20 protein-coding genes are annotated in these 23,069 nt (G+C 60.6%); 7 read left to right on the forward strand and 13 right to left on the reverse strand.

What is annotated here, in order from left to right; genetic code table 11:
• Positions 1-233: 233 nt before the first annotated feature.
• From pepN to AC30D7_RS21885, 6 genes are read right to left on the reverse strand one after another with little or no spacing between them, the layout of a single operon-like run.
• Entirely contained in the window at positions 234-2,891 is a 2,658-nt protein-coding gene (gene pepN / locus AC30D7_RS21860) for an aminopeptidase N (protein WP_490135444.1), read from the reverse strand.
• A 10-nt stretch (positions 2,892-2,901) separates the two neighbouring features.
• Positions 2,902-3,732 carry a DUF2797 domain-containing protein gene (locus AC30D7_RS21865; RefSeq protein WP_019579317.1) on the reverse strand — a complete coding sequence of 277 codons (831 nt, stop codon included), beginning with the start codon at positions 3,730-3,732 and terminating at the stop codon, positions 2,902-2,904.
• Positions 3,729-3,989 (reverse strand): YeaC family protein, encoded by a 261-nt coding sequence (locus tag AC30D7_RS21870; RefSeq protein ID WP_019579318.1) that lies wholly within the window; start codon positions 3,987-3,989, stop codon positions 3,729-3,731. The genes AC30D7_RS21865 and AC30D7_RS21870 overlap by 4 nt, the downstream gene beginning before the upstream one ends.
• A 31-nt stretch (positions 3,990-4,020) precedes the next feature.
• On the reverse strand, positions 4,021-4,890 hold the full coding sequence (locus AC30D7_RS21875; protein WP_490135445.1) for a rhomboid family intramembrane serine protease: 870 nt from the start codon (positions 4,888-4,890) through the stop codon (positions 4,021-4,023).
• Positions 4,887-5,861 (reverse strand): metallophosphoesterase, encoded by a 975-nt coding sequence (locus AC30D7_RS21880; RefSeq protein WP_490135505.1) that lies wholly within the window; start codon positions 5,859-5,861, stop codon positions 4,887-4,889. Before AC30D7_RS21880 ends, AC30D7_RS21875 begins: the two co-directional genes overlap by 4 nt.
• On the reverse strand, positions 5,858-6,748 hold the full coding sequence (locus AC30D7_RS21885; RefSeq protein WP_007988608.1) for an NAD(+) kinase: 891 nt from the start codon (positions 6,746-6,748) through the stop codon (positions 5,858-5,860). Before AC30D7_RS21885 ends, AC30D7_RS21880 begins: the two co-directional genes overlap by 4 nt.
• Before the next feature lie 112 nt (positions 6,749-6,860).
• On the opposite strand from AC30D7_RS21885, the gene AC30D7_RS21890 reads away from it, so the two are divergent.
• Positions 6,861-7,811, forward strand: a complete 951-nt coding sequence (locus AC30D7_RS21890) for a DUF1853 family protein (protein ID WP_490135446.1) — start codon at positions 6,861-6,863, stop codon at positions 7,809-7,811.
• A gap of 144 nt (positions 7,812-7,955) precedes the next feature.
• Here AC30D7_RS21890 and AC30D7_RS21895 read toward each other — a convergent pair whose 3' ends face one another.
• Both AC30D7_RS21895 and AC30D7_RS21900 read right to left on the reverse strand, forming a co-directional pair.
• Positions 7,956-9,239 carry an arsenic transporter gene (locus AC30D7_RS21895; RefSeq protein WP_490135447.1) on the reverse strand — a complete coding sequence of 428 codons (1,284 nt, stop codon included), beginning with the start codon at positions 9,237-9,239 and terminating at the stop codon, positions 7,956-7,958.
• 235 nt (positions 9,240-9,474) lie between these two features.
• Complete coding sequence (locus tag AC30D7_RS21900) at positions 9,475-10,035, reverse strand: NADPH-dependent FMN reductase (RefSeq protein WP_490135448.1); 561 nt, start codon at positions 10,033-10,035, stop codon at positions 9,475-9,477.
• Positions 10,036-10,219: 184 nt separating this feature from the next.
• Here AC30D7_RS21900 and AC30D7_RS21905 point away from each other — a divergent pair, with 184 nt between their 5' ends.
• Both AC30D7_RS21905 and AC30D7_RS21910 read left to right on the forward strand, forming a co-directional pair.
• Positions 10,220-10,456: a hypothetical protein gene (locus AC30D7_RS21905; RefSeq protein WP_018929617.1), complete on the forward strand. Its 237-nt coding sequence runs from the start codon at positions 10,220-10,222 to the stop codon at positions 10,454-10,456.
• Positions 10,457-10,544: 88 nt separating this feature from the next.
• The gene (locus AC30D7_RS21910; protein WP_490135449.1) at positions 10,545-11,438 is read left to right on the forward strand and encodes a LysR substrate-binding domain-containing protein; all 894 of its coding nucleotides are present in this window, start codon (positions 10,545-10,547) and stop codon (positions 11,436-11,438) included.
• Here AC30D7_RS21910 and AC30D7_RS21915 read toward each other — a convergent pair.
• The 5 genes from AC30D7_RS21915 to AC30D7_RS21935 form a co-directional block, all read right to left on the reverse strand.
• The gene (locus AC30D7_RS21915; protein WP_490135450.1) at positions 11,404-12,018 is read right to left on the reverse strand and encodes a GNAT family N-acetyltransferase; all 615 of its coding nucleotides are present in this window, start codon (positions 12,016-12,018) and stop codon (positions 11,404-11,406) included. The genes AC30D7_RS21910 and AC30D7_RS21915 overlap by 35 nt on opposite strands.
• A 14-nt stretch (positions 12,019-12,032) precedes the next feature.
• Positions 12,033-14,288, reverse strand: coding sequence for an Orn/Lys/Arg family decarboxylase (locus tag AC30D7_RS21920; protein ID WP_490135451.1), 2,256 nt, complete (start codon positions 14,286-14,288; stop codon positions 12,033-12,035).
• Positions 14,289-14,559: 271 nt separating this feature from the next.
• Positions 14,560-15,318, reverse strand: coding sequence for a DNA polymerase III subunit epsilon (gene dnaQ, locus AC30D7_RS21925; RefSeq protein ID WP_007937771.1), 759 nt, complete (start codon positions 15,316-15,318; stop codon positions 14,560-14,562).
• Positions 15,319-15,409: 91 nt separating this feature from the next.
• A complete protein-coding gene (rnhA, locus tag AC30D7_RS21930; protein ID WP_003180633.1) occupies positions 15,410-15,862 on the reverse strand; it encodes a ribonuclease HI in 453 nt (150 codons plus the stop codon).
• A gap of 93 nt (positions 15,863-15,955) precedes the next feature.
• On the reverse strand, positions 15,956-16,714 hold the full coding sequence (locus AC30D7_RS21935) for a methyltransferase domain-containing protein (protein WP_490135452.1): 759 nt from the start codon (positions 16,712-16,714) through the stop codon (positions 15,956-15,958).
• Positions 16,715-16,779: 65 nt separating this feature from the next.
• Here AC30D7_RS21935 and gloB point away from each other — a divergent pair, with 65 nt between their 5' ends.
• The 4 genes from gloB (at position 16,780) to AC30D7_RS21955 (ending at position 23,069) form a co-directional block, all read left to right on the forward strand.
• Positions 16,780-17,547 carry a hydroxyacylglutathione hydrolase gene (gene gloB, locus AC30D7_RS21940; protein WP_490135453.1) on the forward strand — a complete coding sequence of 256 codons (768 nt, stop codon included), beginning with the start codon at positions 16,780-16,782 and terminating at the stop codon, positions 17,545-17,547.
• Between the two features lie 99 nt (positions 17,548-17,646).
• The gene (locus AC30D7_RS21945; protein WP_490135454.1) at positions 17,647-19,101 is read left to right on the forward strand and encodes a transglycosylase SLT domain-containing protein; all 1,455 of its coding nucleotides are present in this window, start codon (positions 17,647-17,649) and stop codon (positions 19,099-19,101) included.
• A gap of 300 nt (positions 19,102-19,401) precedes the next feature.
• Complete coding sequence (locus AC30D7_RS21950) at positions 19,402-21,231, forward strand: extracellular solute-binding protein (protein WP_490135455.1); 1,830 nt, start codon at positions 19,402-19,404, stop codon at positions 21,229-21,231.
• Positions 21,228-23,069, forward strand: a complete 1,842-nt coding sequence (locus AC30D7_RS21955) for an extracellular solute-binding protein (protein WP_490135456.1) — start codon at positions 21,228-21,230, stop codon at positions 23,067-23,069. The genes AC30D7_RS21950 and AC30D7_RS21955 overlap by 4 nt, the downstream gene beginning before the upstream one ends.

Below are 23,069 nucleotides of genomic sequence, written 5' to 3' on the forward strand. Positions count from 1 at the left end.
GCATGGGTGCAAGGCACTGCGGTGCATGCACATGTTTCAACGGACCGGGTAATCAAGGCCGCCAAAACGAAAAGACCTTGAAAGGGATGGCCGTAAGGGCGAAACCATAAGTAGCCGTTACCGCAGAAACGGATATGTACACCATCAAAAACCCGGCCGGCCATCAGGCCGCCTTCGCGGGCAAGCCTCGCTCCTACAGGGTCCAAGTGAACCCTGAGGGAGCAAGGCCAAACTCAGGCCAGGCTTTTGCTGACCACTTCGTACACGTCGCTGGACAGCTGCCCCGAAGCGAGAATCCGCTCCAGTTCGCCTTTCATCAACGCCTGACGGGCGCTGTCGTACTTGCGCCAGCGCGTCAGCGGCGCCAGTTGGCGAGAAGCAATCTGCGGGTTAAAGCCGTTGAGCTCAATCACCAGATCTGCCAGGAAGCGATACCCGGAACCATCCGCCGCGTGGAAGTTGATAAGGTTCTGTCCGGCAAACGCGCCGACCAGGGCACGCACCTTGTTCGGGTTCTTGATGTTAAACGCCGGGTGTTGCATCAAGGCTTTGACCCGTGCCAGACCGCCAGGCAACGTGCTGCCGGCCTGAACGCTGAACCACTGATCCATGACCAGCGGATTGTCCTTGAAGTGCTCGGCGAAGCTCGCCAGTGCCTTGGCTTTCTGCGCTTCGAACGATGAATTCACCAACACGGCCAACGCGGTCAGGCGCTCGGTCATGTTGTCGCAGCTGTCGAACTGCTCAAGGGTTGCCGCCAACACTTCTGGCTTGTCGCTGAGCATCAGGTACGACAACGCAATGTTCTGCAGGGCGCGGCGGGCGAAGTGCTCCGCCTCGGCCACATACGGCGTCTTCTTCGACAGATCACGATTGGCCTGATAACGCAGCCACAGCGCTTCGAACAGCGTGTCCGCCAGTTGCTTGCGCGCAAATTCGCGAGCGGTGTGGATGGCTTCGACATCAGCCACTTCGCTGATTTCGGTCAGGTACGCCTCGCTTGGCAGCGAGAGCATTTCAGCGACCATGGCCTGATCCAGCGTCTCGTCGGACAGCACGGTACGCAGCGCTACAACCAGACGCTGATCCAGCACCAGCGCTTCGCCCTTCTGCTGCTGGGCAATCAACTCTTGCAGCACCTGCACCGACAACTGCTGGCCGGCATCCCAACGGTTGAAACCGTCGCTGTCGTGCTGCATCAGGAACATCAGTTGATCGCGGTCGTACGGGAAACTCAGTTTCACCGGCGCCGAGAAGCCGCGCAGCAACGACGGCAGTGGTTTTTCAGCAATGTCGACGAAGGTGAAGGTCTGCTCGGCTTCAGTCACCGAGATCACCCGCGAAGTACCTTGAGCACTGGCTTCACCGGACAGACGCAATGCAATCGCCGCACCTTTCGAATCAAGCAGACCCAGCTCCACCGGAATCACGAACGGCAGCTTCTCAACCTTGTCCGGGGTTTGCGGGCAGCTCTGGCGGAAGGTCAGGCTGTAGGTTTTCGCTGCGGCATCGTAGGACTCGCTCACCGCCAGGCGCGGTGTGCCGGCCTGGCTGTACCAGCGTTTGAACTGGGTCAGATCGACGCCATTGGCATCTTCCATGGCCTTGATGAAGTCATCGCAAGTCACGGCCTGGCCGTCATGGCGTTCGAAGTACAGGTCGCTGCCTTTGCGGAAACCGTCGGCCCCGAGCAAGGTGTGGATCATGCCGACCACTTCCGAACCCTTTTCGTACACGGTCAGGGTGTAGAAGTTGGAAATCTCGATGAAGCTGTCCGGGCGCACGGCGTGGGCCATGGGGCCGGCGTCTTCGGCGAACTGGTGGGTGCGCAGGTACGCCACGTCCTGGATGCGCTTGACCGTGGCCGAGTTCATGTCGGCCGAGAACTCCGAATCGCGGAACACGGTGAAGCCTTCCTTGAGCGACAGCTGGAACCAGTCGCGGCAGGTCACGCGGTTGCCCGACCAGTTGTGGAAGTATTCGTGGGCGACAATCGCCTCGACCCGCTGGTGTGCGGCGTCGGTAGCGGTTTCGGCACGGGCCAGCACGGCGCTGGAGTTGAAGATGTTGAGGCCTTTGTTCTCCATGGCGCCCATGTTGAAGTCGTTGACCGCAACGATCATGAAGATGTCCAGGTCGTACTCGCGACCGTAGACTTCTTCGTCCCAACGCATGGACTTCTTCAGGCTGTTCATGGCGTGCTGGCACTTGTCGATGTTTTCCGGCTCGACGTAAATGCGCAGCGCCACGGAGCGCTCGGTCATGGTGGTGAAAGTGTCTTCGACACACCACAAGTCACCGGCCACCAACGCGAACAGATAGGCAGGCTTCTTGAATGGGTCTTCCCAGGTCGCCCAGTGGCGGCCGTCTTCGCCGGGACCGGAGGCAATCGGGTTGCCGTTGGACAGCAGCACCGGATAGCTGTGCTGCTCGGCGACCACCGTGGTGGTGAACGTGCTCATCACATCCGGGCGGTCGAGGTAATAGGTGATCTTGCGGAAACCTTCGGCCTCGCACTGGGTGCAGAACATCGTGCCGGATTTGTACAGGCCTTCCAGAGCGGTGTTGGTTTCCGGGTGGATCCGGACGCTGGTGTCGACCGTGAAGCTTGTTGCGGTCGGGTGCAGGGTCAGATGGTTCTCGGTCAGTTGGTAGTCGGCGGCGCTCAGCTCCTGGTCGGCCAGGGTCACCGACAACAGCTCGAGTTGCTGGCCGTCGAGCACCAATGGCGGCAGGCCCGGGCCACGCTCAGGGTTGCGGCGCATCACCAGTTGCGCATGGACCAGGCTGTGGTCCTCGAACAACTCGAAGGTCAGGTGCGTCTCGTCGATCAGGTACTCAGGCGCCTGATAGTCCTTCAGGTAGATCATCTTCGGTTGTTCGGTGCGCATGCTGGAGTCCTTACTGATGCACGGCGAGTTGGTAGGCCGTGTATTTACGAATATTGATCACGCCGGTGTCGAAAATCAGGTATTGACCCTTGATCCCCAACAGTGTGCCTTCGGCAATCGGGTTCTTGTCCAGGTTGAAGCTGACGATTTTGGCCGGGTACTGCTCGACCGGATAGCGGATTTCCAGAGGTTCGACATCGGTAATCGTCTGGATTGCTTGTAGGCCGAATCGTTCCTGCAAACTGTGCAAACCTTCGGCGCAGCTTTCAAACAGCTGATCGCGAACCTGCGCCAGGTCCACCGACACCGCATCGCCCTTGAGCAAAGCACGCCAGTTGGTCTTGTCAGCGACCTGACTGCGGAACAGGTCTTCGACGAAGCCCGACTGCTGGCGGGTCGAGACGCGCACGATCGGCAAGGCCTGGCTGGCACCCTGATCGAGCCAACGGGTCGGCAGTTGGGTGGCGCGGGTAATGCCGACCTTGATCCCCGACGAATTGGCCAGGTAAACCACATGGTCGGTCATGCAGAACTTTTCGCCCCACTCAGGCTCCCGGCAAGTGCCGGCGTCGTAGTGACAACGCTCCGGGCTCATGATGCAGATGTCGCACTGGGCCAGTTTGGTCATGCACGGGTAGCAGTAACCCTGACTGAAACTGGTTTTGGTCTTGCGTCCGCAATGGGTGCAGTGGATCGCCCCCAGGTATTCCAGGCGAACCGTGGTGCCGATCAACGGATTGACCGGCACTTCGACGTCGCCCAGACGAAAAGCGTACTGCACGTTCGGCCCGTCAAGGCGCGCCGACATTTTGCTGATTGCACCGCGGCCAATCTCGATCAATGGATGGCATCCGACTTGAACAGAATATTCGGCACTTCGATCGACTTCGACGCGCATTCCTGCGGGCCCATGTAACCGGTGCGCTCTTCCTCGGGCAGGTTCTGGATTTCCCAGGCGATCATCGCTTGCAGGGACAGTTCGCGCTGCTCGGCGGTGAGTTTGCCGCCGTCGGACCATTTGCCGATTTCCACCGCCAGTTTCAGGCTCTGGTAGATATCCGGGGTGATGTTTTTGATCATTTCGTTAAAAGAGGACATCAAGGGCTCCGCGCTCTTTATTCATAACTGTTTAGACGGCCAGTTTACGGCGGTTGTACAAACCGCCCAACAAACCGGTGAAGCATCCGATGAGCAACCCCCCGACGTGGGCGGCGTTGGCTATCTGGCCGAAGCCGGCCATCGAGACCAGCCCCGACAGACACAGCAGCAACCACACCAGCATCATCACCAACACCCCGCGAGGCAGGCGATATGCCGGGTTTGGCGACAACAGCTGGAAGATCCAGCAATGCCCGAGCAGACCGTACAGCACCCCGGACAACCCGCCAAACAGGGTCGGACCGCTGAAAAAGAACTGGGCATAGTTGGACACCAGGCTGAACAGCAACGTCAGGCCGATCAGGTTGATGCTGCCCTGCCGCGACTCGATGCGCCGCCCCAGCTCCCAGTACCACATGCCGTTCATGGCCAGGTGCAGGATGCCGAAGTGGATCAGCATCGGCGTCACCAGGCGCCACCACTGCCCCGCCGCCAGGCTGTCGGCCAATGGCGTGAAATGGATGTATTCGCCAACCACGCGGAAATCGAGGAAGGTCAGCCAGCGCAGCGTCTCGAGATTCTCGCCCAGCAGCGTCACCAAACCGACGATCAGGCTCAGCAACAGCACGAACGCCGTGGCCTTGCTCTGGCGCACCTGCTCGACAAAGCCCGGACGTTGCAGGGTCGGCGCCACCGGGATATCCAGTTGCTGATCCGGGTCGCCGGCCGGGAAGCGTTCGTACAACGAGCGCACGTCTTCGCTGATGCTGGCCGGCACCCAGAGCACTTGCTCGCCCGCCTCTTCGCTGACCCGATGGGGCACTTGCATGCGTTGCAGCAGCTTGACGAACCCGCTCAAATCTACCGCCAGTGGTAGACGCAATACCGCCACCGCCGTCATTGCAACACCTCCGGCCGCTCGACATCGACCCAGACAAATTTATGCGGGTCGAGACGGGTTTCCTGATCCAGACGATAAGCGACCAGTTTGCCGTAGAGCACCGCGCTGTAATCCAGGCACGCCAGGTTCGGGCGGATCGGCGCCGGTTTGCCGCTGCGCCAGTAGTGGCCGACGAACAGCATCGGTTCATCGATACCGTAGCGCAGCAGGTTGTCTTTTTCGCGGGACGACAGCGGTGTGCGGGCCACCGGCTCGGGCAAGGCGTCGGGCTGGAACACGATGTCTCCGTAGGTTTGCGGGTCGTCTTCCCAGAATTTGGTGCGGAAGAACGAGCGCGTCAGGCCGTCGCCGCTGGTCATGGTCAAGCCGTGGGGCAAGCGCATGTCGGTGCCGCGCAGCAGACGATCGAACACGGTGCAGGCGAAACTGCCCGGCACCGCGGAGGCCTGGAGGAAGTGTTCGTCGATGCAACCGTCGGGGAACAACCCGCGCAACGGCTCGATCAGGCTGGCATCCCAACAGGCGTGCACCACGCGGAAACGCTCGGCATCGACGAACAATGGCAGCTTGTAGAACCATTGCAGGAAGTCGTGCCAATCCTGGGGGTGATCTTCGAACTGGGTCAGGGTTTCCTGAAGCAGTCGGGCGTGGCGCGGGGTGTGCTCGCGCACGAACTGTTTGCCGCTGCCCGGCAGCGCCGGCGTGCTCCAGCCGAGGGCGTTGAATTCATGGTTGCCCATGATGCACAGCGCCTGGCCGGCCTCGACCATGTCGTGGACGATGTGCAGCGCCTCGCGAATCCGCGGGCCGCGGTCGATGATGTCGCCGAGGAACACCGCCATGCGCGACGGATGCCGCCAGACACCTGCCTGTTTGTGGTAACCGAGCCGGTCGAGCAAGTGCTCAAGGGTCAGAGCGCAACCGTGCACGTCACCGATCAGGTCGTAGCTACGCGCGGGATCGAGCATCAGTCGCCTCCACCACCCAACTTGCTGCCCCAGCCGAGCTTGGTCCGGCAGACTTCGTAGTAGTTGTGGTCGAGTGGGTGAATCAGCCGCAGCTTCTGCGCTTTCTTGCTGACGGTGATGGTGTCACCGGGTGCGCAGGTGAAGTGGTTCTGCCCGTCACAGGAGACTTGCGGGTAAATCTGCATATCTTTGGACACGACGATTTTCAGCTCACTGTTGCCATCGACCACGATCGGTCTACCTGACAAGGTATGGGGGTACATCGGCACAATCACAATAGCGTCGAGCTTGGGATGCATGATCGGGCCGCCCGCAGACAGCGCGTAAGCGGTCGAACCGGTCGGCGTGGCAACGATCAGGCCGTCGGCCTTCTGGCTGCAGACGAACTGGCCATCGATGTACAGCTCGAACTCGATCATCCGCGTCGACTTGCCGGGGTGCAGCACTACATCGTTCAGCGCATCGCCCTGGCCGATGGCCTCGGCGTGGCGCCGGACTTCGGCTTGCAACAGGAAGCGGTTTTCCACCAGGTAATGGCCGTCGAGCACTTCGGCGACTTTGACTTCCAGCTCATCGGGGCGAATATCGGTGAGGAATCCCAGGCTGCCACGGTTGATGCCGAGCACCGGGATGTTGTGCCGGGCCAGCGCCCGGGCAGCGCCCAGCAGGCTGCCGTCACCGCCGACCACAATCACCATGTCACAGACTTCACCGAGCATCTTGCGCGACGAAGTTTGCAGGCCATGGCCCGGCAGGACTTCGGCGATGGTGTCTTCGAGGATCACGTGCAGGTGACGATCGAGCAGAAACCGTTTCAGTCGGCGGACGGTATCCAGCACCTGAGAACTGCCCAGGCGACCGATGATGCCGATATTACGAAATTGCTCCATGAGGCCCCTAACGCGTGTGGCGGCGAAAAACACGATTATGGGCGAAAGCGCGGCGTAGACAAAACCCTTTCAGCTACAACGGTGTGCTCTAGTTTCGGGCTATGCTCGCAAGATGATCCTATTTCCAGACTTGCTCCAGTTACCTCACCAGTTGCGCCACCCTGAAGTGCGCGACCTGGCTTGGGTCATCCTCGCGCCGCCGATGCTCGACGCCACCCCGTGGCCGCAGCGTCACCCCCTGGCCGGCAGTGATTGGGTGCAGGCGCCGGAGCGCCTGGAACACTGGCTCAGGCAACTGGATCGTGACAGTTACGATTTGCTGCACTGGCTGGCCCAGGCCAGGACCCGGCGCCTGGGTTTGTACTACGAACGGCTTTGGCAGTACGCCGTGCGGCACGCGCCGGGGATCGAGCTGATCGCCGCCAACATGCCGATCCGCCGTGAAGGCCACACCTTGGGTGAACTGGACATGCTGCTGCGCGATCGCGATGGCGTGCATCATCTGGAACTGGCGATCAAGCTCTACCTCGGCCCGCAGAACGGTGACGGCCATGACACCGCGCAGTGGCTCGGACCGGGTTGTCATGATCGGCTGGACCGCAAACTGGAACACCTGAGCCGGCATCAATTGCCGATTTCCGCGCGGGCGGAGAGCCGTGAGGTGCTGGCGTCGCTGGATATCCAGCAGTTCAGCGCGCATCTATGGCTGGGCGGTTATCTGCTCTATCCGTGGCCAGGGCAGGCCGAACCACCGAGTGGCGCACATCCTCAGCATCTGCGCGGTAGCTGGCTGCACCAGAAGGACTGGGCGGAGTTTGTCGTGCAGCGTCCGTTCGGTCGCTGGCAACCCCTGCCCCGCCACGCCTGGCTGGCGCCGGCGCACTACCCCAAGGAGCAGACCTGGGATGCTGAACAGCTGAACGCGTGGCTGAGTGACCTGGACCCGCTGGCACCGGCGCAATTGATGGTGCGGCTGACAGAGAATGCCAAAGGCGATTGGGAAGAGGCCGAGCGGTTGTTTCTGGTTTCAGATCTTTGGCCGAATGTGCCGGGTAATGGTTGAGTTTTGTAGTGCCTGGGCGGGCCTCTTCGCGGGCAAGTCGGATCGCCGCACCGCTCGCTCCTACGGTTTTTGTATTGATTATGAAATGTGAACGACACAAAAACCTGTAGGAGCGAGGCTTGCCCGCGAATGGGCCACCCTGGTCTAGATGGACAGCCGCAACGCCAAGGCCGCCAACGTCATCAACAACACCGGCACCGTCAGCACAACCCCGACCTTGAAGTAGTAGCCCCAGCCAATCCGGATATTCTTGCGCTGCAGCACATGCAGCCACAGCAAGGTCGCCAGACTGCCGATCGGGGTGATTTTCGGCCCCAGGTCGCTGCCGATGACGTTGGCGTAGATCATCGCCTCTTTCGCCACGCCGGTCGCCTGACTGGCATCGATCGAGAGCAGGCCGATCAGCACGGTCGGCAGATTGTTCATCACCGACGACAGCAACGCCGTCAGCACCCCGGTGCCCATGGCCGCGCCCCACACGCCGTAACCGGCAAAGCCGTCCAGCCAACCGGCCAGATACCCGGTGAGCCCGGCATTGCGCAAGCCATACACCACCAGGTACATGCCTAAGGAAAAAATCACGATCTGCCACGGCGCTTCTTTCATGACTTTGCGCGTGGAAATCTTGTGGCCACGGGCGGCAATGGCCAGCAGTAACGCGGCGCACACCGCGGAAATCGCGCTGATCGGAATGCCCAGCGGCTCGAGGGCAAAGCAGCCGAGCAGCAGAATCACCAGCACGACCCAACCGGCATAAAACGTCGCGGTGTCGTGAATCGCGGTGGCCGGGTCTGCCAATTGCTCGGGATGGTAATCACGGGGGATGTCGCGACGGAAAAACACCATCAACATCGCCAGGGTCGCCGCCACGCTTACCAGATTGACCGGAATCATCACCGCAGCGTAGCGGTTGAAACTGATCTTGAAGAAGTCCGCGGAAACGATGTTCACCAGGTTCGACACCACCAGCGGCAGGCTCGCGGTGTCGGCGATGAAACCGGCCCCCATCACGAACGCCAGGGTCGCCGCCGGGGAAAAACGCAGCGCAAGCAGCATGGAAATCACGATCGGCGTGAGAATCAGCGCCGCGCCGTCATTGGCGAATAACGCCGAGACCAGTGCGCCGAGCAGCACCATATAAGCAAAGAGCTTGCGCCCGCTGCCCCGCCCCCAACGGGCCACATGCAACGCGGCCCAGGCAAAGAACCCTGCTTCATCCAACAACAGGCTGATGATGATCAGCGCAACAAAGGTGCCGGTGGCATTCCAGATGATCTGCCACACCAGCGGAATATCGCTCAGGTGCACCACCCCGGACAGCAGCGCCAGCACCGCGCCGAATACCGCACTCCAGCCGACGCCCAGGCCTTTGGGTTGCCAGATCACCAAGGTGATGGTCAGCAAAAAAATCAACGATGCGATGAGCATATAAACCCGGTTCCAGCCCGACGGAAAAACGAAGCGGGGAATATAGGGAGGATCGAACAGGCCGTAAAGTGAAGGTTCTGTGGTGTGCTCAAGACGCAGAACCTGTGGGAGCGTGGCTTGCCCGCGAAGAACGATGACGCGCAGTACCTGAAAAACCGCAACGCATTCTTCGCGGGCAAGCCCGCTCCCACAGGGATTGTGGTTTACCGCAGGGATGGGTCAGAACCTCATGGGGTCACAGCTTTTTATGCTGCTCGACCCACTGCCCATACGCATCGATGAATTTCTGCAGGAACGGCTTGAGCGACTCCGACAACTTGCCCGCCTCGTCGAACGCTGACCCCGCGCCGCCCAGATAAGCTTCCGGCTGCTGCATGCACGGCACATTGAGAAACACCATCGACTGGCGCACATTGTGGTTGGCACCAAATCCGCCGACGGCGCCCGGTGAAGCGCTGATCACCGCACCGGGCTTGCCGTCCCAGACACTCTGGCCATAGGGACGCGAACCGACGTCAATCGCATTCTTCAACGGCGCCGGCACCGAACGGTTGTATTCCGGGGTCACGAACAGCACCGCGTCGGATGAACGCACCTGTTGTCGGAAAGTGCTGTAGGCTGCCGGCGGTGAATCGCCATCGATGTCTTCGTTGTACAGCGGCAAATCGCCGATTTCGACGATCGTCAGCTTCAGATTGGCAGGCGCCAGCTCGGCCAGCGCCAGCGCGACCTTGCGGTTGATCGATGCTTTTCTCAGGCTGCCGACCAGAACGGCGATCTCGTAGACGTTGCTCATGGAAGATACTCGACTGTTCGATGGAAAGAGCTTCTAGTTATAGATGATCAAATGACGATTCAACCAGCGGGCGACGGAAAATCGCCGCCCCTGACTATTTTTTTCCTGTAGGAAAACTTACCTCGCCCAACCACGGTCTACAGAACCGCAAATTGAGTGATTTATCTCCAGAGGTTCTAAGCAGATGGCAGCAGTACTCGTCGGTCAGTTCCATGCAAGAGACGCGGAAGGCCGTGTTTATTCCGTGCATGAGTTCCAGGAATCCACCCTGTCGCACGACGGCCTCGCCGGCTCTGCGCCTGTCACCACCTATAAACTGGCCATTGGCGATCGGGTCAACAAGCTCGATGACAACGCGTTTGTGCTGGTGCAAACCGGTGTCACCCTTATTCGCGAACCTGAAACGAACGTCGCTTCATAACCCGCTGTTATGAGCAGAAGTCATATGCGCGCACTTGAGTTAGGATTCAGTCACTGACTCCCTCACCTGCTGAACATGGACTTCACGCATGCGTTTACGTCATATCGAAGTGATCCAGGCGCTCCTGCAGACCGGTCACCTGGGCACCGCCGCCGAATGGTTGCAGTTGCCCGTGACCGAGGTTGAACGCACGCTGCGCGATGCCGAGGATCTGTTGGGTTTCATGCTGTTTGCCAGCGTGCGTGGCCGTCTGCAAGCCACGCGCGAGGCGCGGGAGTTGCAGGTCGAGATCGCCCGCGTCTATGAGGCCCTTGAACCGGTCCAGCGACTGGCCAGCAGCCTCAAGCAATATCTGGCCCCGCCCCTGCGAATCATCTGCACTCCGCCGTTGGCGCAACAATTGTTGCCCCAGAGCATTGCGGCGCTGCGCCGACGCCTCCCCGACGCACCTTGCACCCTCCTGAGCCAGCCGACCCGCGACATAGTCAGAAGCCTGTTGCTGCGCGAAAGCGATCTGGGCCTGAGCCTGCACGACCCGGATCACGCTGATATCGATTGCCAGGTCATCGCCCAGGGCAAGCTCCAGCTATTGGCACCCCATGGCTGGCTGCAACCGAAACAGAAGTACATTTCGCTGCAAGACTTGGCCGGCCAGTCGATGGTCGGCCTGGAAGGTCACGATCCGCTCAGCCCGGCGCTGGACAACAAGCTGCATGCGCTGCGCCCTGCCCCGGTCATCCAGACCCGGGTGCAGACGCATCAAATGATGCGCAGCATGGTCGAGGCCGGTGAAGGCCTGGCGATTGTCGATCCGTTTACCGCCCTCGGCGCCAAATCGGCCGGGCTCGATGCCTGCCCGCTGGCGCCTGCGGTACCGATCAGCGTCTATGCCTTGCGCCTGAAAAATGCCGAACCCTCTCCGGCGGTTCAGACGCTACTGGACATCATCACGGAACAAGCCGTGGCGATGCTGGCGAGCTGATCGGTTTTTCCAGCGGGTTATCGAACAATCGATACCAGAACAATGCGACTTCGGCGGTGTTCGGGTCGATCCCGCGATAACGCAGATGATCGATCCCGCCAACCACGTAGCCACAGCGTTCATACAGCCGGCAGGCCCCAAGATTATTGTTCTGGGTTTCCAGCATGATGCCCGGCAGCTTTTTCTTGCGGCTCCAGAACTGCGCCACGTCCAGCAAGGCCTTGGCCACGCCATGACGACGCGCCGGCGCATGCACCGCCAACTCATCGATATGGGCAAAGCCATTCCAGTTGGTGCTGACCACCAGGTGGCCCACCGGCTCGTCATCCAGATAAGCCATGAAAATCTCACTGTCGGCGGCGTCGCGAAAACTGCTGAACTCTTCGGGATCGATGCCGTAGCACTTTCGATACGGGGTGATCGGCGTCACCGGCCACTGCGTCACTGGCTTGCCGATTTCTGCTGCGCCATAGGCCGCGACTTCAAAGCTGAAATCACTGCCCCAGATATAAGCCGCAAAACCCTCATCGGCGACACGCACCGAGAGGCCTGGGTATTTGGGATTCATGACGGGTTGCATACTCGCAAAGGTCCTCATTCCTTGATGCAATCGACGGTGTAATGCCGTCCATTGCCCTCGTCTTCATGTTGCAAGCCATGCACATCGGCGACAAACCCGGGGAAGCTGCTGTCGAACGTCCGGGCAAACTTCAGGTAATCGATGATCGAGCGGGTCGATTCGGTGAAACGCTCGCCGGGCATGATCAACGGGATCCCCGGCGGGTACGGCACCAGCATCACTGCCGCGATCCGCCCTTCCAGCGCATCGATCGAAACGGCCTCCACTTCCCCGCGTACCAATTGATCATAGGCGTCCGCTGGCTTCATCGCGACTTCCGGCAACACCGTGTACATGCGTTTGAGGTGTTTGGCCGTGGCGTTGCTGCGATAACAGGCGTGCAATTGATCGCACAGATCGCGCAAACCCATGCCTTGATAACGGGCCACATTCTGTTGCGCCACGCACGGCAGGCAGGTGGCCAGGCTGATGTTGGCGTCGTAACTGCGCTTGAATTCCAGCAACTCGGTCAGCAGCGTGCTCCATTTTCCCTTGGTAATGCCCATGGAGAACAACACCAGGAACGAATACAGCCCGGTCTTTTCCACGACCAACCCACGCTCCCAGAGGAACTTGCTGACCACAGCCGCCGGAATCCCGCGCGCACTCAGCGCGCCGCCCGCCGTCAAACCGGGCATCACCAGCGTGACCTTAATCGGATCGAGCAGCACATAGTCGTCGGTCACGCCGCCAAAGCCGTGCCAATCGGCATCGGGTTGCAGCAGCCAGTCTTCGGCGGCCACCTGCTCGATGGCTTCGGCCGAGGGCGGCTGCCAGATGGAAAACCACCAATCGTCGGCGGCGATGTGCTGGCGCAGATTGGCCAGCGCCCGGCGAAAACTCAGGGCCTCGTCGAACATTTCCTGTAGCAGCGAACGACCGGCCGGCCCTTCCATCATCGCCGAGGCCACGTCCAGCGAGGCGATGATGCTGTACTGCGGCGACGTCGAGATGTGCATCATGAACGCTTCGTTGAAACGATCGCGATCCAGCTGCCGCGCACCGCCGTCCTGCACGTGAATCATCGACGCCTGGCTGAACGCCGCCAGCAGTTTGTGTGTGGAGTGAGTGGTGAACACCAAGGGGCTGTCTTCGCTGCGGGACGTGCCCATGCCATAACGGCCGGCGAAGAACTCGTGGAATGCCGCGTAGGCGAACCAGGCCTCGTCGAAATGCAGCACCTCGACGCTGTTACCCAGGCTCTGCTTGATCAGTTCAGCGTTGTAACAGAGGCCGTCGTAAGTCGAGTTGGTCACCACCGCCAACTTGACCTTGGGTTCACGGCCCTGGGTCAGCGGGCTCGCGTCGATCTTGGCCTGGATCGATTCGCGGCTGAACTCACTCAACGGAATCGGGCCAATGATCCCCAGCTCATTGCGCTCCGGGCACAGGTACAGCGGAATCGCGCCGGTCATAATGATCGCGTGCAACACTGACTTGTGGCAGTTGCGATCCACCAGCACCAGATCATCGCGGGCCACCATGGAATGCCAGACGATCTTGTTGGCGGTCGAGGTGCCATTGATCACGAAAAAGGTGTGATCGGCGCCGAAGTTGCGGGCCGCTCGCGCTTCCGCCTCGGCCAAGGGACCGGTGTGATCGAGCAGCGAACCGAGTTCCGGCACCGACACCGACAAATCCGAACGCAGGGTGTTTTCCCCGAAAAACTGGTGAAACGCCTGCCCCACCGGGCTTTTGTGATACGCCACACCGCCGCCGTGCCCCGGCGTGTGCCAGGAATAATTGGAGTCGGCGGTGTGTTGCACCAGCGCCTTGAAGAACGGCGGCAACAGGCCGTCCAGGTACTTGCGCGCCGCGCGGGCAACCTGACGGGCAAGGAATGGCACGGTGTCTTCGAACAGATAGAGAATGCCGCGCAGCTGATTGAGCTCGGCCATGGCGTCGGCCGGGGCGTTTTCCAGGGTGACCTGTTCGCCCAGGGCGAAGATCGGCAGGTCCGGCGCCCGAACCCGTGCCCGACGGATCAGCTCGGCCATGTTCTGCAGAAGATGAGCATTGGTGCTGGCATCTTCGGCGGCAATCAACATGCAGGCGAGGCCGTGATGGGTCGAAGCGACCATACGCCCTTCGGTGTAGTCGACCGCCGAGACAATGCTGAAGCCTTCCTGCTCCAGTTCCCGGGCAATGCCCCGCACACGATCACCGGCAACGGTGTCGGCCTTGATGTCGCGGTGGACGATCAGGACCGGAAATTTCAAATCTTTATACATGAGGCTCGGCGTCCTGAGGCGGCAGACCGTGGCCTGCCAATCACCTCAGGGTAGAGGGTTGGAGCGCATGTGGCGAGGGGGCGTGCCCTGTGGTGGAACAACCGGTGCACCATCATGTGGCCAAGGATGATTACCTGTGGCGAGGGAGCTTGCTCCCGCTGGGCTGCGAAGCGGCCCCCTGCATTGCCTCAGATAAACCGTGCTGGCAGGATTTGCGACTGCTGCGCAGCCGAGCGGGAGCAAGCTCCCTCGCCACAAAAGCGCATCACGATCAGGCCTGGGCCTTAGCCTCGGCCAATTGCTGCCACAGCGACGGCGCGCCGGCGGATTTGGCAATGGCCTCAAGGCGCGCAACGTGCTGGGCCAGATCCTCTTCACTGGCGCGGATGATCCGGGTTGGCTGACGATCGGCCGGCAGACGACGGATTTCCGTGGCGGAATTATCGGCGCCTTCGCCCGAACCGTTGCCATCGGACGCGTTACCGGCCAGCGACAGGCTGGTCTGGCCGCCGGTCATGGTCAGGTAAACGTCGGCGAGAATCTCGGAGTCGAGCAAGGCGCCGTGCAGTTCACGGCCGGAGTTGTCGACGCCATAGCGTTTGCACAAGGCGTCGAGGCTGTTGCGCTGCCCCGGGTGACGTTCCCGGGCCATTATCAGGGTGTCGAGGATCGTGCAGTGCTGCGTGATGTCCGCGCGATCGTGCTGGCCCATCAAGGCAAATTCGTTGTTGATGAAGCCAACGTCGAACGCCGCGTTATGGATGATCAGCTGTGCGCCCTTGATGAACTCGAAAAATTCATCGGCCACTTCAGTGAAACGCGGCTTGCCCACCAGAAATTCGTTAGTGATGCCGTGGACGCCAATGGCGCCTTCATCACTCTCGCGATCCGGTTGCAGGTAAACGTGGAAATGCCGGCCGGTCAGGCGCCGACCGATCAACTCGACACAACCGATTTCAATAATCCGGTGGCCGTCGGTCACCGGCATGCCGGTGGTTTCGGTATCGAGTACAACGGATCTGGTGGCCATCAGTGCTCAGCTCTCAACGGGGCAATCGTGCAAAAGCGGCGATGTTAACACGCTCGCGTGGGTCTTTCAGATAGACCGCGTTACGCCGGAATCAAGCCTGCTTGTACCCGCGCACTTCATCCACGCCACGGTTGGCCAGTTGGTCGGCCCGTTCGTTGCCATGATGGCCGATGTGCCCGCGCACCCATTTCCAGGTGACGTTGTGGCGGTTGACCTGCTCGTCGAGCAGTTTCCACAGGTCGGCGTTTTTCACTGGTTCCTTCGCGGCGGTTTTCCAGCCGCGCTTCTTCCAGTTGGCCATCCACTCGTTGATGCCTTTCATCACGTACTGGGAGTCGGTCACCAGCAGCACGTCGCAAGAACGCTTGAGCTCTTCCAGGCCGCGGATCGCGCCCATCAATTCCATGCGGTTGTTGGTGGTGTTGGCTTCGCCGCCCCAGAGTTCTTTTTCAACACCCTTGCACACCAGCAACGCGCCCCAGCCGCCTGGGCCAGGGTTGCCCTTGCAGGCGCCATCGGTGAAGAGTTCTACGCTATCGCTCATGCCAATCTATCCAGAAAATGCGGTGGCTCGCCGATCTGTGACCGACGATGCCCGAGGCCGGGGCACACCCGGCCGGGAAAATAAAAAAGTGTATTACGGTTCGATGTGACGACGGTTGACCTTGGCCATCGGTAACGGAATCAGCTTGCCCATCGGCTCGCGCCGTTCCTGACGCACCGGTCGCAGCCCCACCACGATCTTGCGCGCGACCAATAAATAGAAGCCGCCACCCGACAGTTGCCAGTCACCGGCCTTGCGCTCCCAACCGGCCAGACGGGCCTGCCAGGCAGGTGACGCAAGCGGCGGACGATAGCACCCGAAGCGGCGTTTCTCCAGCGCGAAGCCCAGCAGGTTCAGCCAGTCGCTGACCCGCGAGGGTGAAATGCAGCGCGCCTTGCGCAAGGCGTCATGGGCGAACACATGACGCAGACCCCAACTGCTCCAGGGGTTAATCCCGATAATCAGCAGATGCCCGCCGGGACGCACGCTGCTCGCCGCTTCGCGCAGCAGGCCGTGGGGCGACAGGCAGAAATCCAGCCCATGCTGCAACACCACCACATCGGCGGCATGCTCGCTCAAGGGCCAGGCCTGCTCTTCACAGACGATCTCGACCCCCGGCAACGGCGCGCCGAGTCGCACATTGCGCTGCACCTGCGGCGCCGACGGTGGCGTCTGTGCCGAGGGGCCGTAATGCACCAGATAGCCGCCGAAGAAGCGCCCCAACTCGTCTTCGAGCATGCGTCGTTCTTCGTCCAGTAAAAACTGCCCGATGGGACCGGACAGCCAGTCACGGGCCGCGCTGATCAATGCCAGCCAGTCAGGATCAGCCTGAGCGAACGCTTTATCGGTCATTGCATTCTCCAACGCGCCAGGAAGCTCTAAGATGCGCCAATGTTTTCCGCTTGGCGAATCCGACGATGATACAGATCAGTGCCCTGCCCGCCTTCACCGACAACTACATCTGGTTGTTACAAGACCACAGCACCCAGCGCTGCGCCGTAGTCGATCCGGGCGATGCCGCGCCCGTAGAGGCGTGGCTCGCGGCGCACCCGGGTTGGGTGCTAAGCGATATTCTGATCACTCATCACCATCATGACCATGTCGGCGGCGTCGAGCGGCTGAAAAAAGCGACAGACGCAACCGTCCATGGCCCGGCCAGCGAGACCATCCCGGCACGGGACGTGGCCCTCAAGGACAGCGACCGGATCAACGTGCTGGGTTGGGACTTCGATGTCATCACAGTACCGGGCCATACCCTCGGGCATATCGCCTATTACCACCGCGGTCATCTGTTTTGCGGCGACACCCTGTTCGCGGCCGGTTGCGGACGCTTGTTCGAAGGCACGCCCGAGCAAATGCATCAATCGCTGAGCCGCCTCGCGGCGCTTCCCGAAGACACGCTGGTCTACTGCACCCACGAATACACCCTGAGCAATCTGAAGTTTGCCGTGGCGGTCGAACCGGGCAACTCCGACACCCTCGAACGACTGGCCAAAGTCACCCGTCAACGGGAAGCCGGAACCATGACACTGCCTTCGACCCTGGCGCTGGAAAAGCTCACCAATCCGTTTTTGCGTACCGGCGAAACATCCGTTAAAGAAAAAGTGGACGAACGGAACGGACCGGAAAACCGGGCGCCGAGTGCGGTCTTTGCGGCATTGCGTGCTTGGAAAGATACGTTCTAACCAACCTGCGCGATGGTACAAAAATTCTGAATGGTTGACCGCAGAGGGTGTGCTTTCTAGAATCGCCCGACATTTTCGCCCGGAACTTACTTCCAGCCAATGTCGTCACCTATTCGTAAAGCCACCAATTCAGACGCATTGACCCGCTTGGCTCAAGCCATCGCGGTGGCTGTGTCCGCCACTTTGGCGGGCTGTTCAAGCCATGTGCCGCAGACCGAAGCGACACACACACCGAATATCGCAGCGCGAGCCAAGCAAAAACCAATCTGGCTCAGCGAAAAACCAACACCGCAAGTTCCCCAGGACGTCTGGGAGCGCATGCGCCAGGGCTTCCAGTTGCAGGACAACCTGGGCGTCAACCCGCGCATCGAGCAGCAGCGCCTGTGGTTCGCCAGCAACCCGTCCTTCCTCGAAAACGCCGGCGAACGCGGCAGCCTCTACATTCACTACATCGTCGAACGCCTTGAAGAGCGCAACATGCCGCTGGAACTGGCGCTGTTGCCAGTGATTGAAAGCGCCTACAACCCGATGGCCTATTCCCGGGCCGACGCGGTGGGCCTTTGGCAATTCATTCCTTCCACCGGGCGTTACTTCAACCTGCGTCAAACCCGTTTCTATGATGGCCGTCGCGATATCACCGCCTCGACCACCGCGGCCATGGATTACCTGACCCGCCTGCACGACATGTTCAACGGTGACTGGCTATTGGCCCTGGCGGCCTACAACGCCGGCGAAGGCACGGTCAGCCGGGCCATCGAGCGCAACGAGAAACTCGGTCTTCCAACCGACTATTGGAACCTGCCGCTGCCAGCGGAAACCCAGGCCTATGTACCGAAGCTGCTGGCCCTGTCGCAAGTGGTGTTGGCGCCCGATGCCTATGGCGTGAACCTCAAGTCGATCGCCAACGAACCGTACTTCCAGGTCGTCGAAATCAACCAGCGCATGGACCTGTCCAAGGTTGCCGCGGTGGCCAACATCGACGAAGACGAACTGTTCCAGCTCAACCCGGCTTTCAAGCAACGCACTACTATCGACGGCCCCCAGCATCTGCTGGTGCCGACGTCCAAGGCGCAACTGCTGACCGCCAGCCTGTCGACCATGCGTCCTGAAGAGCTGATCAGCCAGCGGCCGCTCAAGCCGGTGTTTGAAGGTTCCGACGACAGCGAAATCGCCAGCATCAAGCGTGCCTACCGGGTCAAGCGCGGAGAAAATCTGGCCTCCATTGCCAGGGCCAACAAGGTCGACGTCAAGGACCTGCAACGCTGGAACAAGCTGAACGGCAAGAACCTCAAGGTCGGCCAGACCCTTGTTATGCAGGACACCACCAAGCGCAGCGGCGGTCGCATCAACACTGTCGTGGCGGTGAACAGCAAAACCAGCGGCAAGGCAGACAAACAGAAACCGCAGACCCAGTACAAGGTCCAGCAAGGCGACTCGTTGTACATGGTTGCCAAACGTTTCAATGTCGAAATGCAACACCTCAAGCGCTGGAACCCTCGCGTAGGCCAGGCGCTGAAGCCGGGGCAGATGCTGACGGTTTCTTCCCCGCATTAAACAGCACGCCCTGCCTAGGGGCTTTTGTGGCGAGGGAGCTTGCTCCCGCTGGGTTGCGAAGCAGGCCCAAAACCTGAAATCCGGTAACTTCTGACACACCGCGCACTAGGGTTTACGACTGCTTCGCAGCCGAGCGGGACGGTGCGGCGATCCGACAAGCTCCCTCGCCACAGGTTCTGCGATCCGCAGGGCTATCGAGGCAGCGGTTAACAATGCATTAAGCCCCCGTCTTTTTCCTGTCGATACAAGCTGTTACTGTACGGCCCACAAAGCCCAAGCCGCCTGGATCGGATCTCTGACTTGAAGCGTCCCCTCCTTCTCCTGATCAGCCTGGCCTTGAGCTCCTCCGCAAGCGCGACGATCAGCGAAAGCCACGGTTATGCGCAGTTCGGCACGCTCAAGTACCCGGCCAGATTCACCCACTTCGACTGGGTCAACCCGCAAGCGCCCAAGGGCGGTACGTTGCGGGTGATGGCGTTTGGCACCTTCGATACGCTCAACCCTTACACCTTCAAAGGTTCGAGCCCGGTTTCGACGGCCAACTTCCTGCAATACGGCATCAACGAACTCAACGAACCGCTGATGGTCGGCACTGGCCAATACGCGCCGTCGGGCGATGAGCCGACGTCCAGTTATGGCCTGATCGCCCAATCGGTGGAATACAGCGAGGACCGCAGCTGGGTGGTGTTCAACCTGCGCCCCGAAGCCCGTTTTCATGATGGCACGCAGATCACCGCCTACGATGTCGCGTTCTCCTATCGCCTGCTACTCAAGGAAGGTCATCCGCAATACCGCACCAACCTTCAGGAGGTGTCGCGGGTCGACATCCTCAACCCGCAGCGCATTCGTTTCGTCTTCAAACGTTCCGGCAATCCGTTGCTGATCCTGCGCCTGGGCGAGCTGCCGGTGTTGCCCCAGCACTACTGGAAAGATCGCGATTTCAAGGCCACCACCTTCGAACCGCCATTGGGCAGCGGGCCGTATCGCATCACTTCGGTAACCCCTGGGCGGCAGATCGTCTTCGAACGGGTCAAGGATTACTGGGGCAAGGACCTGCCGGTCAATCGCGGCAAGTACAACGTCGACCGCATGGAAGTCGAGTTCTACCGTGACAGCGATGTGGCCTTCGAAGCATTCAAGGCCGGCGAGTTCGACATCTACATCGAGCATCAGGCGAAAAACTGGGCCAACGGCTACGACTTCCCGGCCGTGCGCCGTGGCGAGGTGATTAAGGCACAGATCCCGCACCAGATCCCGACCCAGAGCCAAGGCCTGTTCATGAACACTCGGCGGTCGACCTTCGCCGAGATCAAGGTCCGTGAAGCACTGGGGCTGATGTTCGACTTCGAGTGGACCAACCGCACGCTGTTCAGTAGCGCCTACTCACGCGCCATGAGTTACTACCCCAACAGCGAGTTCTCCGCCACGGGACTTCCGGTCGGTCACGAATGGCTGATGCTCAAGCCCTACCGCGATCAGTTGCCCGCCAAGCTGCTCACCGAGCCGTTCAGCCTGCCGCAGACCGAAGGCCGCGGCATTCCACGGGAAACCCTGCGCAAGGCCTTGGGGCTGCTGGCCGAGGCCGGATGGAAGCTCAACGGTCAGCGCCTGCAGAACGCCATCGGCCAACCACTGCGCTTCGAGATCCTGCTGGTCAACCCGAACCTGGAGCGGATCCTTCAGCCTTACGTCGAGAACCTCGCCAGCATCGGTATCGACGCACGGCTGCGCACGGTCGATCGCGCCCAGTACAAACAGCGCCTCGATCAATTCGATTTCGACATGATCCTGATGACCCTCAACCAGACCCTCAGCCCGGGCCTGGAGCAATGGCAGTACTTCCACTCCAGCCAGGTCGGGATCAAGGGCAGCAAGAACTACGCAGGCATCGCCAACCCGGTAGTCGACCATTTGCTCGAACAACTGCTCGGCGCCCAGACCAGGGATGAACAAGTCGCCGCCGGCAAGGCGCTCGACCGGGTGCTGCTATGGCAGCACTACATCATTCCCAACTGGTACCTCAATTATCACCGTTTGGCCTACCGCAACCGGTTCGCCTTCGTCACGACGCCGCCCTACACCCTGGGCCTGAGTGCGTGGTGGCTGAAATCTTCGGAGAAAGATCAATGAAACCCGTACGTGCCCTGCTCTTGCAGGCCAGCGGTCTGTTGTTCGCCGGGCTGGCCTGCGCCGCCCCGCAACATGCATTGACCCTGTACAACGAGCCGCCTAAATACCCGGCCGACTTCAAGCATTTCGATTACGTAAACCCCGACGCGCCCAAGGGCGGGATCTTCCGCCAGGCCGGGTTCGGCGGCTTCGACAGCCTCAACCCGTTCATCAGCAAAGGCGTGCCGGCCGATGACATCGGCATGATCTACGACACCCTGGCCAAACAGGGTCTGGATGAACCCTTCACTGAATACGGCCTGATCGCTGGCAAGATCGAGAAAGCCCCGGACAACAGCTGGGTGCGTTTCTACCTGCGCCCCGAAGCGCGTTTTCACGACGGTCACCCGGTGCGCGCCGAAGACGTGGTGTTCAGCTTCCAGACCCTGATCAAGGACGGCGCCCCGCTCTACCGCGGCTATTACAGCGACGTGGAAGAAGCGATCGCCGAAGACCCGCTCACCGTGCTGTTCAAGTTCAAGCACACCAACAACCGCGAACTGCCGCTGATCCTCGGCCAATTGCCGGTATTGCCCAAACATTGGTGGGCCACCCGCGACTTCAACAAGGGCAACCTGGAACTGCCGCTGGGCAGCGGTCCGTACAAAGTCAGCGAAGTGAAGGCCGGGCGTTCGGTGCGCTATGAACGGGTCAAGGATTACTGGGGCAAGGACCTGCCGGTCAATCGCGGGTTCTACAACTTCGACGTGATGACCACTGACTATTACCGCGACAACACCGTCGCGCTGGAAGCACTCAAGGCCGGTCAGTTCGACTATTGGTTGGAAATGGCCGCGAAGAACTGGGCCAAGGCCTACAACATCCCCGCGGTGACAGAGGGTCGGCTGATCAAGGAAGAGATCCCCAACGGCAACCCCACCGGCATGCAAGGCTTCGTATTCAACCTGCGCCGTCCGGTGTTCCAGGATGTGCGCGTGCGCCAGGCGCTGACTCTGTTGCTGGACTTCGAATGGACGAACAAGCAACTGTTCAACGGCGCCTACGTGCGCACCCGCAGTTACTTCGAAAACTCGGAGATGGCCGCCACCGGCCTGCCGGACGCCGATCAACTGGCGATTCTCGACCCGTTCCGCGGCAAGATTCCCGAGCAGGTGTTCAGCGAGGCGTTCCAGAATCCGCTGACCGACGCCAGCGGCATGATCCGCACTCAGCAACGCAAAGCCTATCAACTGCTGCAAGAGGCCGGCTGGCGGATCGTCGACGACAAGATGGTCGACGCCACCGGCAAACCGGTGACCATCGAGTTCCTGCTGGCCCAGACCGAGTTCGAGCGGGTGCTGCTGCCGTTCAAGCGCAACCTCAGCGACCTGGGCATCGATCTGGTGATCCGTCGGGTCGACGTTTCGCAATACATCAACCGCGTACGCTCCCGGGACTTCGACATGATCGTCGGCAGTTTCCCGCAATCCAACTCGCCGGGTAACGAACAGCGCGAGTTCTGGATGACCGCCGCCGCCGACAAACCCGGCAGCCGCAATTCCATGGGCCTTAAAGACCCGGTGGTGGACCAATTGGTCGAGCAACTGATCAACGCCGATTCGCGCAAAAGCCTGGTGGCCCACGCCCGGGCGCTGGACCGGGTACTGCAATGGGGCTATTACGTGATCCCCAACTGGCACATCAAGACCTGGCGCGTGGCGTACTGGAACCACATCGGCCACCCGAAGATTTCGCCTAAATATGACATCGGCATCAACACCTGGTGGGTCAAGCCTAACGCGACACCTGCAATAGAAGTCGAAACCAAACTGCAAGCCGACCCTGCGGGCACGGAGTAA

It is taken from the genome of Pseudomonas sp. DF5, from assembly GCF_058148225.1.